This window comes from Paraburkholderia sp. SIMBA_054 (assembly GCF_046534875.1).
Taxonomy (GTDB): domain Bacteria; phylum Pseudomonadota; class Gammaproteobacteria; order Burkholderiales; family Burkholderiaceae; genus Paraburkholderia; species Paraburkholderia hospita.
Genome location: NZ_JAWRXV010000006.1, coordinates 82655 through 95334, shown reverse-complemented (window position 1 = coordinate 95334; position 12680 = coordinate 82655). Strand labels below are relative to the sequence as shown.

At 62.0% G+C, this 12680-nt stretch carries 11 protein-coding genes; 6 read left to right on the top strand and 5 right to left on the bottom strand.

From position 1 onward, the window contains the following. Positions 1-76 precede the first annotated feature (76 nt). A complete protein-coding gene (locus SB822_RS09235) occupies positions 77-1120 on the bottom strand; it encodes a rod shape-determining protein (RefSeq protein ID WP_004189550.1) in 1044 nt (347 codons plus the stop codon). A 378-nt stretch (positions 1121-1498) separates the two neighbouring features. On the opposite strand from SB822_RS09235, the gene gatC reads away from it, so the two are divergent. The 6 genes from gatC (at position 1499) to SB822_RS09205 (ending at position 8171) form a co-directional block, all read left to right on the top strand. Continuing rightward, positions 1499-1798 carry an Asp-tRNA(Asn)/Glu-tRNA(Gln) amidotransferase subunit GatC gene (gene gatC / locus SB822_RS09230; protein ID WP_007582035.1) on the top strand — a complete coding sequence of 100 codons (300 nt, stop codon included), beginning with the start codon at positions 1499-1501 and terminating at the stop codon, positions 1796-1798. 153 nt (positions 1799-1951) lie between these two features. Beyond that, complete coding sequence (gene gatA, locus SB822_RS09225; RefSeq protein WP_410854516.1) at positions 1952-3445, top strand: Asp-tRNA(Asn)/Glu-tRNA(Gln) amidotransferase subunit GatA; 1494 nt, start codon at positions 1952-1954, stop codon at positions 3443-3445. 2 nt (positions 3446-3447) lie between these two features. Beyond that, on the top strand, positions 3448-4923 hold the full coding sequence (gene gatB / locus SB822_RS09220; RefSeq protein ID WP_410854515.1) for an Asp-tRNA(Asn)/Glu-tRNA(Gln) amidotransferase subunit GatB: 1476 nt from the start codon (positions 3448-3450) through the stop codon (positions 4921-4923). Positions 4924-5061: 138 nt separating this feature from the next. Then, entirely contained in the window at positions 5062-5898 is an 837-nt protein-coding gene (locus SB822_RS09215; protein ID WP_410854514.1) for a PPK2 family polyphosphate kinase, read from the top strand. 187 nt (positions 5899-6085) lie between these two features. Continuing rightward, the gene (locus SB822_RS09210) at positions 6086-7108 is read left to right on the top strand and encodes an IS110 family transposase (RefSeq protein ID WP_410854513.1); all 1023 of its coding nucleotides are present in this window, start codon (positions 6086-6088) and stop codon (positions 7106-7108) included. A gap of 280 nt (positions 7109-7388) precedes the next feature. Then, a complete protein-coding gene (locus SB822_RS09205; RefSeq protein WP_007743944.1) occupies positions 7389-8171 on the top strand; it encodes an exodeoxyribonuclease III in 783 nt (260 codons plus the stop codon). Positions 8172-8183: 12 nt separating this feature from the next. On the opposite strand, the gene SB822_RS09200 is transcribed toward SB822_RS09205, so the two are convergent. The 4 genes from SB822_RS09200 to SB822_RS09185 are packed head-to-tail and all read right to left on the bottom strand — an operon-like array spanning position 8184 to position 12523. Further along, positions 8184-9365: a M48 family metallopeptidase gene (locus SB822_RS09200; protein ID WP_410854574.1), complete on the bottom strand. Its 1182-nt coding sequence runs from the start codon at positions 9363-9365 to the stop codon at positions 8184-8186. After that, positions 9365-10759, bottom strand: a complete 1395-nt coding sequence (locus SB822_RS09195; protein WP_007743948.1) for an AmpG family muropeptide MFS transporter — start codon at positions 10757-10759, stop codon at positions 9365-9367. Before SB822_RS09195 ends, SB822_RS09200 begins: the two co-directional genes overlap by 1 nt. Positions 10760-10772: 13 nt before the next feature. After that, positions 10773-11381, bottom strand: a complete 609-nt coding sequence (metW, locus tag SB822_RS09190) for a methionine biosynthesis protein MetW (RefSeq protein WP_007582053.1) — start codon at positions 11379-11381, stop codon at positions 10773-10775. Beyond that, positions 11378-12523, bottom strand: coding sequence for a homoserine O-acetyltransferase (locus SB822_RS09185; RefSeq protein ID WP_410854512.1), 1146 nt, complete (start codon positions 12521-12523; stop codon positions 11378-11380). Before SB822_RS09185 ends, metW begins: the two co-directional genes overlap by 4 nt. Between the last annotated feature and the right edge of the window lie 157 nt (positions 12524-12680).

Genomic DNA, 12680 nt, shown 5'->3' with positions numbered 1-12680 from the left:
TAGGCGCGCGCCCAACGCACAAAGGCTGGCGGAGCCAGCCTTTCAGTGCGCGCTGCAGACATGGAGACTGGCAACCTTACTCGTACGAGAAGATGCTGCCGAGCTTGTCCATGCGTTCGAGCGCCATGCCCGAGCCACGCACGACGCACGTCAGCGGATCTTCGGCGACCAGCACGGGCAGGCCCGTTTCTTCCGCCAGCAGGCGGTCGAGGTCGCGCAGCAGTGCGCCACCGCCCGTCAGCATCATGCCGCGCTCGGCGATGTCGGCGCCGAGTTCCGGCGGCGTCTGTTCCAGCGCGATCTTCACCGACGACACGATCTGGTTCAGCGGATCGGTCAATGCTTCGAGAATTTCATTGCTCGAAATGGTGAAGCTGCGTGGAATGCCTTCCGACAGGTTACGGCCCTTCACTTCCATTTCCTTGACTTCCGAGCCCGGGAACGCAGAGCCGATTTCCTTCTTGATGGCTTCGGCCGTCTGTTCGCCGATCAGCATGCCGTAGTTGCGGCGGATGTAGTTGACGATCGCTTCGTCAAACTTGTCGCCGCCGACACGCACCGAACCCTTGTACACGATGCCGCCCAGCGAGATCACGCCGACTTCCGTCGTGCCGCCGCCGATATCGACGACCATCGAGCCCGTTGCTTCCGAAACCGGCAGACCCGCGCCGATTGCTGCTGCCATCGGCTCTTCGATCAGATAGACCTGCGATGCGCCCGCGCCGTGTGCCGCTTCCTTGATGGCACGGCGCTCGACCTGGGTCGAACCGCACGGCACGCAGATGATGATGCGCGGCGACGGCGAGAACATGCGCGATTCGTGAGCCGTCTTGATGAACTGCTTGATCATCTGTTCGGTCACGGTGAAGTCGGCGATCACGCCGTCCTTCATCGGGCGGATCGCCTCGATGTTGCCCGGCACCTTGCCGAGCATCTGCTTTGCTTCCTTGCCGACTGCCTGAATGGTCTTCTTGCCATTCGGGCCGCCTTCCTGGCGAATCGAAACGACGGACGGCTCGTCGAGAACGATACCTTTGCCACGCATGTAGATAAGCGTGTTGGCCGTGCCGAGGTCAATGGCCAGATCGTTGGAGAAATAGCTGCGCAAAAAACCGAACATGCAAAATCCTGTCTCGCTGGGGGCCGGCCCTCGCATTGAAAGCGTAGGGCGGCAGCGGAAAAAAATTAGCAGCCTCATGTCCGGCCAAGTGCGCCGTAAGAAGCATGAAACTGCGAGGGAACGTACCGGAGGCTATCGCAAGGTAGCCGAACTGTCGTTCAGCGATCTCCGAAAATGTCAGAAAGGCCTTGGTAAGACGGTCCGGGTTTGGGTCGAACGCGTAATGATACCTTATAATTTTGCTTGATTTAAAGGAAACGAATGGCACTTTTTGCCGTCGCCGGCCCCAATTTCGAGGGCCTGCTCCAATGACCTAACCCGCTGTCGCAGCATCGTTTTTTCATCGTTGCGGCAGACTGCCACTTTTCCGGTGACTGCATGGCCCTGACTCTGACCGATGTGAAACGCATCGCCCACCTCGCACGGCTCGAATTGCCCGATGCCGACGCCGAGCACACGCTGACCCAGCTCAACGATTTCTTTGGCCTCGTCGAACAGATGCAGGCGGTGGATACAACGGGCATCGCGCCGCTCGCGCATCCCATCGAGCAGATCGAAGACGTGGCGCTGCGTCTGCGCAACGACGCCGTGACCGAAAACGTGAATCGCGATGATTACCAGCGTCCGGCGCCCGCTGTGCAGGACGGCTTGTATCTGGTGCCGAAGGTCATCGAGTAAGCGCCGCTTCACTGATTTAGCACAGGGTTGTGTGTCACGCGTGCGAATGTCGGCCCGCAGCACAACCCGCACTGTTCGGCCCGGCCCGCCGGCGGGCGGCCGGAAGCCTTCACGGCGGCGCAGCGCGCCGTCGCGCTTTCCAGGAAAAACGCAATGCATGAAAAAAGCTTGACCGAACTGCGCGCCGCGCTCGACGCGAAGCAATGCTCCGCGGTCGAACTGGCGCAGACGTATCTGAAACGCATCGACGATCACAAGGCGCTGAACGCCTTCGTTCACGTCGACGCGCAACTGACGCTCGCGCAGGCGCAAGCCGCCGACGCGCTGATCGCCGCCGGCAACGCCGGTCCGCTGACGGGCCTGCCCATCGCGCACAAGGACGTGTTCGTCACGCGCAACTGGCGCTCCACGGCCGGCTCGAAGATGCTCGAAAACTATACGAGCCCGTTCGATGCAACGGTCGTCGAGCGTATCGCGCGCGCGGGCATGGTGTGCGTTGGCAAGACCAATATGGACGAGTTCGCGATGGGTTCGTCGAACGAGAACTCGTACTTCGGCCCGGTGCAGAACCCGTGGGATCGCAAGGCCGTGCCGGGCGGCTCGTCGGGTGGTTCGGCGGCGGCTGTCGCCGCACGCCTCGCGCCCGCCGCGACGGGCACGGACACGGGCGGCTCGATCCGCCAGCCGGCGTCGTTCACGGGCATCACGGGCATCAAGCCGACGTATGGCCGCGTGTCGCGTTACGGGATGATCGCGTTTGCGTCGTCGCTCGATCAGGGCGGTCCGCTGGCGCAGACGGCCGCCGACTGCGCGCTGCTGCTCAACGCAATGGGCGGCTTCGACGAGCGCGACTCGACGAGCCTCACGCACGATCACGAAAACTACACGCGCTATCTCGGCCAGACATGGTCGGGCACAGGCAACGCCGCGGACAAGCCGCTCGCGGGCCTGCGCATCGGCTTGCCGAAGGAATACTTCGGCGCGGGCCTCGCCGACGACGTGCGTGCATCGATCGATGCCGCGTTGAAGCAATACGAAGCGCTCGGCGCGACGCTCGTCGAAGTGTCGCTGCCGAAGACGGAACTGTCGATTCCCGTGTACTACGTGATCGCCCCGGCGGAAGCGTCGTCGAACCTGTCGCGTTTCGATGGCGTGCGTTACGGCCATCGCGCGGCCGAGTATCGCGATCTGCTCGACATGTACAAGAAGTCGCGCGCCGAAGGCTTTGGCCCCGAGGTGAAGCGCCGCATTCTGGTCGGCGCGTACGTGCTGTCGCACGGTTACTACGACGCGTACTACCTGCAGGCGCAGAAGATCCGCCGCATCATCGCGCAGGATTTCCAGGAAGCGTTCAAGCAGTGCGACGTGATCATGGGACCGGTAGCGCCGTCCGTCGCCTGGGATCTTGGCGCGAAGGGCGACGATCCCGTGCAGATGTATCTCGCGGATATCTACACGCTGTCGGTGAGCCTCGCCGGTTTGCCGGGCATGAGCGTGCCGTGCGGCTTCGGCGCGGGCGCGAATGCGCAGCGCCCGGTCGGCTTGCAGATCATCGGCAACTATTTCAACGAAGCACGCATGCTGCAAGTGGCGGACGCGTTCCAGCGCGTCACGGACTGGCATCGCAAGGCGCCGGCGGGAGTTTAAGCATGGCAACACAATGGGAAGTCGTTATCGGTCTCGAGACCCACGCGCAACTGTCGACGGTCTCGAAGATTTTCTCGGGCGCGGCCACGCAGTTCGGCGCCGCGCCGAACACGCAGGCCTGCGCCGTCGATCTGGCATTGCCGGGCGTGCTGCCCGTGATGAACCGGGGCGCTGTCGAGCGCGCGATAAAGTTCGGTCTCGCCATCGACGCGACGATCGCGCCGCGCAGCATCTTCGCGCGCAAGAATTATTTCTACCCTGATCTGCCGAAGGGCTATCAGATCAGCCAGTACGAAATCCCCGTCGTGCAGGGCGGCCAGATCACCATTCAGGTGCCGGCCAACGAAAAGGCCGGCAAGGAAGCGTACGAAAAGACGGTGAACCTGACGCGCGCCCACCTCGAAGAAGATGCGGGCAAGTCGCTGCACGAAGACTTCGCGGGCATGACGGGCATCGACCTGAATCGCGCGGGCACGCCGCTGCTCGAAATCGTCACCGAGCCGGAAATGCGCAGCGCCGCCGAAGCAGTCGCGTATGCGAAGGCGTTGCATGGTCTCGTCGTGTGGCTGGGCATTTGCGACGGCAACATGCAGGAAGGCTCGTTCCGCTGCGACGCGAACGTGTCGGTGCGGCCGGTCGGCCAGAAGGAATTCGGCACGCGCGCCGAGATCAAGAACCTGAACTCGTTCCGCTTCCTCGAAGAAGCGATCCAGTACGAAGTGCGCCGTCAGATCGAACTGATCGAAGACGGCGGCACGGTGGTGCAGGAAACGCGCCTGTACGATCCGGACAAGCGCGAAACGCGTTCGATGCGCAGCAAGGAAGACGCGCACGATTACCGCTATTTCCCCGATCCCGATCTGATGCCGCTCGTGATCGAGTCGTCGTGGGTCGAGCGCGTGAGGAGTGAACTGCCGGAACTGCCGGCAGCGATGCAGACGCGTTTTGTCGAGCAATACGGTCTCACGCCGTACGATGCAGGCGTCGTCACGTCGAGCAAGGCGATGGCCGCGTACTATGAAGCGGTTGTCGTGAAGGTCGGCGCAGCGCAGGCGAAGGTCGCGGCGAACTGGCTGATGGGCGAAGTGTCGTCGCAACTCAACCGCGAAGACCTCGACATCGCTAACAGCCCGGTGTCGGCTGCGCAACTCGCGCTCGTTCTGCAGCGCATCGCCGACGGCACGATCTCGAACAAGATCGCGAAGGAAATCTTCCTCGCGATTTGGGAAGAGAAAGCCACGGATGACACCGCGGCCGACCGCATCATCGAAGCGAAGGGTCTCAAGCAGATTTCGGATACGGGCGCGCTCGAAGCGATCATCGACGAAGTGCTCGCCGCGAACCAGAAGTCGGTCGAGGAATTCCGTGCGGGCAAGGAAAAGGCGTTCAACGCGCTGATCGGCCAGGCGATGAAGGCGACCAAGGGCAAGGCGAATCCGCAGCAGGTCAACGAGCTGTTGAAGAAGAAGCTGGGCTGAGTGTCGTAGTGGTACGGGCTTTCGCGTGTGGCATGTCGCATGCGAGACCATGACGGGCTGTTGTCGCATCGAAAGTCGCGCAACGGCCCGTTTGCTTTTTCATTCGACGTGACTGCCCGGCGCACAGGAGGAACAACGATGGCTAAGAAGAACGATCTCGACGAATATCGTGTGCCCTTTTTCGACGGGAACGAAAAGTCGAAGTTTTCACTCCCCAGCATCGATCCGTCCTCGAAGCCGTTTTCGACGGGATCGAAAGATACCGACCGCGAACGGCTTGCCGAGATCGGCGCGGCGCTGGATGCGCAGCAGGAGCGCCTGCACGCGCAGCGTGTGCAGCGTGTTCTGCTCGTGCTGCAAGGCATGGACACGAGCGGCAAGGACGGCACGATCCGCGCGGTGTTTCATGAAGTCGATCCGCTCGGTCTGCGCATCGTGCCGTTCAAGGCGCCCACGCTCACCGAGCTTGCGCACGACTTCCTGTGGCGCGTCCATTCGCAGGCGCCCGCCGCCGGCGAACTGACGATCTTCAACCGCAGCCATTACGAAGACGTGCTCGTGCCTGTCGTGCTCGGTTCGATGGACAAAGATGCGCGCCTGCGCCGCTACCGGCACATTCGCGATTTCGAGCTGATGCTTGCGGAAAACGGCACGACGATCATCAAATGCATGCTGCACATTTCGAAGGACGAGCAGCGCGAGCGTTTGCAGGCACGCATCGACGATCCGACCAAGCACTGGAAATTCGACGTCTCCGATCTCGACGCGCGCAAGCTGTGGGACAAGTATCAGGACGCATACGAAGAAGCGCTCGCAGCGACGTCGACGGATTACGCGCCGTGGTACGTGATTCCCGCGGACTCGAAGACGCATCGCAACGTGATGGTCGGTGAATTGCTGCTGCGCGCGTTCGAGTCGCTGAAGCTCGAATTCCCGCCAGCGAAAGAATCGCTGAAGGGCGTGATAGTCGAATGATCTTCACCTTGTCGAATAGACGAAAACATAACGAAGGAAATGGAATGGACGCCTCCCCCCGCAAGGGCTGACAGTAGGTGCAGATTGGGGGAGTAACCAGGGATGAAGGGGGTTCTCACAGCCGACGGCATCAGATGTGCCAAAGTGGAAGTTGCGAAACAAACCACTTGAGGAAGGAGAACCCCGAATGAAGCTTACCGCAGTCGGTGTTGATGTTGCAAAGCGAGTGTTTCAGCTGCACTGGGTCGAGCCGGAAACCGGCGAGATCATCAGCAAGCAGGTCAAGCGAGCTGGGTTCCTCGAGCATTTCGCGAATCGCTCGCCCTGCCTCATAGGAATGGAGGCTTGTGGTGGTGCGCAGCATTGGGCACGTCGGTTGATCGAGATGGGGCATCAGGTGCGGCTGATGCCGGGCAAGGCGGTGAAGGCGTTCGTTAGCGGCAACAAGAACGACGTCGCAGATGCGCGGGCGATCTGGACCGCAGTACAGCAGTCGAGTGTGAAGTCGGTAGCGGTGAAGAGCGAAGCACAGCAGGCCGTGCTGGCACTGCACCGGATGCGGCAGCAACTGATCAAGTTTCGAACGATGCAGAGCAATGGTCTGCGCGGACTACTGGTGGAGTACGGCGAGGTGATGGCAGTGGGCCGGGCAGCACTGAACAGGGCGATGACAGATGTGCTGGCGCGGTTGAGCGAGCGATTGCCTGCGGCGCTAGTGAATACGCTTCGCGAGCAGTGGAGTCGGATCGGTGAGCTGGATGGGCAGATCAAGGAAATCGAGCGCCGGCTGTCGGAGTGGATGAAGGAAGACAAGGCCTGCAGGAAGATTGCCGAGATTCCAGGCGTCGGTCTGCTGACCGCGACAGCGGCTGTGGCGACGATGGGGGATCCGAAGGTGTTCAAATCCGGGCGGGAATTTGCGGCCTGGCTCGGGCTGGTGCCAGGCCAGGTCGGCACCGGTGGCAAGGTACGGCTACTCGGGATCAGCAAGAGAGGGGATACGTATCTGCGCACGCTGCTGATACACGGTGCCCGGGCGGTGCTGGCACACGTGAAAGAGCCGGGTCCGTGGGTTGAGCAGATCAGCAAGCGCCGGCCGCAGAACGTTGTGACGGTCGCGCTGGCGAACAAGATGGCACGAACGATCTGGGCGCTACTTGCGCACGATCGAACGTATGAGGGAAATTATGTGAGCGTCAAGCCGATGTAATCGGTGAGGCGATTCCGATAAACCAGTTTTGCAAAGGATGGGCACGTCAAAAGGTTGCGCAAGGTAATTGAGTGTGATGGCAAACAGGTCAGACCGTGACTCCCGAAACCTGAATGTTTTTCTGGGCTAAAAAGCCCGTTAAGGAAATGAGGCGTGGGTCAGCGGATTCCATCGAGGCCAGCGGGTTCGACCTGCAACAAGGCCGGATATAAAACCGCAGCCTTCCTGTCCACCAGCACACACAATCTCTTGGCAAACGGGAGGCGTCCATATAAAAAACATGTTGCGTGTGATCACCGCCAACCTGAACGGCATCCGTTCGGCGGCCAAGAAAGGTTTTTTCGAGTGGTTCGGCGAGCAGAAGGCCGACGTCGTGTGCGTGCAGGAAATCAAGTGCTCGCAGGACGACATGACGCCTGAATTCCTCGCGCCTCACGGTTTCACCGGCTATTTCCAGCATGCGGTGAAGAAGGGTTACAGCGGCGCCGGTCTCTATACGCGTCACGAGCCGGATGAAGTCGTGATCGGCTTCGGCAGCGAAGAGTTCGATCCCGAAGGCCGCTACGTGGAAGCGCGCTTCGGCAATCTGTCGGTGATTTCGGTGTATGTGCCGTCGGGTTCGAGCGGCGACGAGCGTCAGCAGGCGAAGTACCGCTTCATGGACGAGTTCATGCCGCATCTCACTGAGTTGTCGAAAGAGCGCGAAGTGATCGTGTGCGGCGACGTGAACATCGTGCACAAGGAAATCGACATCAAGAACTGGAAGGGCAACCAGAAGAACTCGGGCTGCCTGCCGGAAGAACGCGCGTGGCTGACGACGCTGTTCGACGATGTCGGCTACGTGGACGTGTTCCGCACGCTCGATCAGCGGCCCGAGCAATACACGTGGTGGAGCAATCGCGGCCAGGCGTATGCGAAGAACGTGGGGTGGCGTATCGATTATCAGATCGCGACGCCGGGCATTGCGGCGACGGCGAAACGCGTCGATGTGTTCCGCGATATCAAGTTCAGCGATCACGCGCCCGTGACCGTCGACTACGCGCACAAGATCGCGAAGAAATAAACGAAAGCGGCGTCAGTCGTTCGCGGTCGTACGACGCGGGCGGCCGATGCCCGCATAGTCGGGCAACGCATCGACGCTTTTGCCGACAGCTTTCGCGTACAGCGGCAGCATGTCGGCCAGCCGCTTCATGATGTCCGCGCGACGTGCCGCGTTATACGGGTGCACGTAGATGAAGCCCTGATCGCGGTTGTTGCGCGTCGCGACGGCGAGCTTGTCCCATAGCGTGATCGCCGCGCGCGGATCGTAACCGGCGCGCGATGCAATGTCGCTGCCGATCACATCGGCTTCCGTCTCATCCGCGCGTTCGTACTTCATTTCCAGCAACTGCGTGCCGATGCCCAGCGGCGCTTCGCCGAGATCGGCGAGACCGAAGAGTTGCGGAATCGTCCCCGATCCGAGTTGCGCGGCCTGCTGTTCGCCGAGACGCTCGCGCGCGTGCTCACGCAGGGCGTGAGCGATTTCATGGCCGAGCAGCATGCCAAGTTCGTTGTCGTTGGGCTTGACCTTGTCGAGCATGCCGCCATACACGACGATCTTGCCGCCTGGCAGACAGTACACACGAATGTCCGGCGAACGCAGTACCGCGATATCCCACTTCCAGTTCTTCGCGCGGTCGTTCCATTTCAGCGAATACGGAACCAGCTTGTCGACGATCGCCTGCACGCGCTTCACGTGCGCGTCCGATGACGGATAGAGCCGGCTCATATGCTCGGCGCCGCGCGCGATCTGATCGAATTCCTCCGCCGATTGCGCTTCGAGCATCGGCGACGGAATCAGATTGCGGAATACCGCGTAGCCGCCATAGCGCAATTGCTGGTTAGGCATGAAAGGCGATGGCGGCGGGGGCGTGGGTGCCGGCGTGCGAGCAGTCACGGGCGTTGGCGGTGTCGCTGAGCCTGCGTTCGACGGCGCGGATGCGCCGGACGTGGCGGACGGCGCTTCTGACTTTGGCGCCGATGGTACGGAAGGTGCCGATGGTGCAGCAGGCGCGTTCGCAGCGGGCGGCGCGCTGACGTTCGACGTCGATTCGGTCGCGTACGCCCGCCACGGCGACGTCACGCCGAACACCGCGCAGGCAGCGAGAACGGCCAGATGCAGCGCACGGGTACCCCCGCGCATGCGATATGCAGGCGATCGACGGAAAGCGGCGCGCGAAGTCGGACCCATGACGGCGCGCCGCGACGCAAACACCATCACGACTGCTTTCTCCAAGGGGCGATCCGGAACAACAGTAGCATGCCCGGTATAGCAAGCGCCGTGCAGACCAAGAAGTAGTTGAACCAGCCGATCTGCGCGACCGCGAAGCCGCTTGCCGCCGACGCCAGCGTGCGCGGCACGGAAGCCAGCGACGTGAAGAGCGCGAACTGCGTCGCCGTATAGCGCGGGTCGGTCGTGCTCGCGATATACGCGGTGAAGGCGGCGAGCGTGAGACCTGTTGTGAATGTCTCGAAGCCATACACGAGCGCGAGCGCCACGGACATCGGATCGAGCTGCACCGTCCAGCCGATGCCGAGCAACGACAGCAGTTTCGTCGTGCCCGTGCTGAGCGCGACGGCGATGTCGTACACGACGGTGAGTCCCGGCGACGTCGGCCCGACATGCGCGAGCCATGCGAAGCCGAGCGTCGACACCATCTGCAGGATGCCGAAGATCCACAAGCCGCGACCGATGCCGATGCGCATCAGCGCAATGCCGCCGATGATGCCGCCCGCCAGACTCGCGCCGAACGCCGTCGTCTTCGCGATCACGCCGATCTGCGTGCGCGAAAAGCCGATGTCGAGAAAGAACGACGTGGACAGCGTGGTCGCCATCGTATCGCCGAGCTTGTACAGGAAGATGAAGCCGAGCACGAACAGCGCGCCGCGCCAGCCGTCGCGCAGAATGAATTCACGGAAGGGCTCGACGATCGCTTCGCGCAGGTTCTTCGGCGGCGTGCCGTGTACTTCGGGCTCGCGCACGACGAGCGTCATCACCATGCCCGGCAGCATGAACGCGGCCGTCACGATGAACACGGTCGCCCATGGCAGATGGTCCGAGAGAATCAGCGCGAGCGAACCGGGCACGAGCGCCGCGATCTTGTACGCGTTCACGTGCACGGCATTGCCGAGGCCCTGCTCGGTGTCATGCAGCAGTTCTCGCCGATACGCGTCGATCACGATATCCGAGCTTGCGCCGAAGAACGCGACGAGCGCGGTCAATGCTGCAACCGTCCAGATCGAATCACGCGGCGAGACGATGCCAAGCGACGCGATCGCGCCGGCAACCAGAATCTGCGTGAAGAGCATCCATCCGCGCCGGCGCCCCGGCCGCCAGCCCGGCAGACGCGGCACGTAACGGTCCATCAGCGGAGCCCAGAGGAATTTCCACGTATAGGGAAACTGGATCAGCGCAAACAGGCCGATTTCCTTCAGGTTCACGCCTTCTGAGCGTAGCCAGGCCTGGACGAGATAGACGAGGGTGAACAGCGGCAACCCCGACGTGAAGCCGAGGAAGACGCAGATCAGCATGCGCGCGTTGAGAAACGCGCGCCAGCCGGGATGTTCTTCGTGAGCGGTTAGTGCAGGCGCCTCGTGTGGCGGGTTCGACATGAGATGAGTGACGTTAGCTTTTCTTGACGCGATAGACCGCAAGACTACCACGCCAGTTCACGCCCCATCGCACCTGCTGGCCGCCATGCAGCACGACTCGATCGAGAATTTCGATGCCGACTTCCGGCGCGAGCGCCTCGAAATCCTTGATGGTCAGCACGCGCACGTTCGGCGTGTTGTGCCACTGATAAGGCAGCGACTTCGACACCGGCATGCGTCCCTGCAAAACGGACAGCCGGTGCGTCCAGAATCCGAAATTTGGGAACGAAACGATGCATTCCTTGCCGACGCGCACCGTCTCGCGCAGGATCGCGGCCGTCTGGTGGATGGTCTGCAGCGTTTGAGAAAGGATCGCAAAATCGAAGCTGCCGTCTTCGAACAGGCGCAAGCCGTCTTCCAGATTTTGCTGGATCACGTTGATGCCGTTCTTCGTCGAAGCGAGGACGCCGGCGTCGTTGATCTCGATGCCGTAGCCCGTCACTTCGAGTTCTTCCATCAGCAGCGACAGCAGCGAGCCGTCGCCGCAGCCGAGATCGAGCACCGTTCCGCGTGGCTCGACCCAGCGGGCGATCGCGCGGAAATCCGGCCGCGTCGCAAGATAATCGAGAGCGCGCTGGTTCATGCGTTGACCTCTGCAGCAATGCGTTCGTAGTAGGCGCGCATCAGGTTGTGATAGCGCGCGTCGTCGAGGAGAAAGGCGTCGTGACCATGCGGTGCATCGATTTCGCCGTACGTGACCTGGCGCTTGTGATCGAGTAGCGCCTTTACCAGCTCGCGCGAGCGCGCGGGCGCGAAACGCCAGTCGGTCGTGAAGCTCGCGATCAGATACTTCGCCTTCGTATGCGCGAGTGCCGCCGTGAGATCGCCGTCATACGCCTTGGCGGGATCGAAGTAATCGAGCGCGCGGGTAATCAGCAGATACGTGTTCGCGTCGAAGTAGTCGGCGAACTTGTCGCCCTGGTAGCGCAGATACGATTCCACTTCGAACTCGACGTCGAAGTTGAAGTTGTAGACGTCTTCCGCGCCTTCCGCGCGACGCAGCGCGCGGCCGAACTTCGCGGCCATGTCGTCGTCGGACAGATACGTGATGTGGCCGATCATCCGCGCGACACGCAAGCCGCGCTTCGGCTTCACGCCGTGCGCGTAGTAGTTGCCGCCGTGAAAGTCCGGGTCCGACAGGATCGACGAGCGCGCCACTTCGTTGAACGCGATGTTCTGCGCCGAGAGCTTCGGCGTCGATGCAACGACGATGCAATGCGCGAGCCGCTCGGGATACATCATGCTCCACGCGAGCGCCTGCATGCCGCCGAGACTGCCGCCCATCACGGCTGCGAATTTCTCGATGCCGAACGTGTCGGCGACGAGCGCCTGCGCGTTCACCCAGTCTTCGACCGTCACGACGGGGAAGCTCGCGCCGTACGGACGGCCCGTCGACGGATCGATGCTCATCGGGCCGGTCGAGCCGAAGCACGAACCGAGGTTGTTCACGCCGATCACGAAGAAGCGGTCGGTGTCGAGCGGCTTGCCGGGGCCGACCATGTTGTCCCACCAGCCGACGTTCTTCGGATCATCCGCATAGACGCCCGCCACGTGATGCGACGCGTTGAGCGCGTGGCACACGAGCACGGCGTTGCTGCGCGCGGCGTTGAGCGTGCCGTACGTTTCGACGACGAGGTCGTAGTTCGCGAGCGAGCTGCCGTTCTGCAGGCGCAGCGGCTCGGAGAAATGCATTGTTTGTGGAGCGACGATCCCGATCGATTCCATTCATTCCGCCTTCTGACATGGGGCGGCTAAATGGTGTCGGCGATGGCGCGGAAGGAGCGTGTGCGCGGCTGACGACCTCTTTAGCCGCATTTATAGTGAACCGGGATGGATGAACTCCATCCGCTGGTTCGCGCGCCCGCAATCGAGTCAGCAAATC

Coding starts and splice junctions, on each gene's coding strand:
- metW (WP_007582053.1), bottom strand. CDS start 11,381: ATGAACCAGCGCGCTCTCGATTATCTTGCGACGCGGCCGGATTTCCGC.
- SB822_RS09235 (WP_004189550.1), bottom strand. CDS start 1,120: ATGTTCGGTTTTTTGCGCAGCTATTTCTCCAACGATCTGGCCATTGAC.
- gatA (WP_410854516.1), top strand. CDS start 1,952: ATGCATGAAAAAAGCTTGACCGAACTGCGCGCCGCGCTCGACGCGAAG.
- SB822_RS09185 (WP_410854512.1), bottom strand. CDS start 12,523: ATGGAATCGATCGGGATCGTCGCTCCACAAACAATGCATTTCTCCGAG.
- gatC (WP_007582035.1), top strand. CDS start 1,499: ATGGCCCTGACTCTGACCGATGTGAAACGCATCGCCCACCTCGCACGG.
- gatB (WP_410854515.1), top strand. CDS start 3,448: ATGGCAACACAATGGGAAGTCGTTATCGGTCTCGAGACCCACGCGCAA.
- SB822_RS09200 (WP_410854574.1), bottom strand. CDS start 9,365: ATGGTGTTTGCGTCGCGGCGCGCCGTCATGGGTCCGACTTCGCGCGCC.
- SB822_RS09195 (WP_007743948.1), bottom strand. CDS start 10,759: ATGTCGAACCCGCCACACGAGGCGCCTGCACTAACCGCTCACGAAGAA.
- SB822_RS09215 (WP_410854514.1), top strand. CDS start 5,062: ATGGCTAAGAAGAACGATCTCGACGAATATCGTGTGCCCTTTTTCGAC.
- SB822_RS09210 (WP_410854513.1), top strand. CDS start 6,086: ATGAAGCTTACCGCAGTCGGTGTTGATGTTGCAAAGCGAGTGTTTCAG.
- SB822_RS09205 (WP_007743944.1), top strand. CDS start 7,389: ATGTTGCGTGTGATCACCGCCAACCTGAACGGCATCCGTTCGGCGGCC.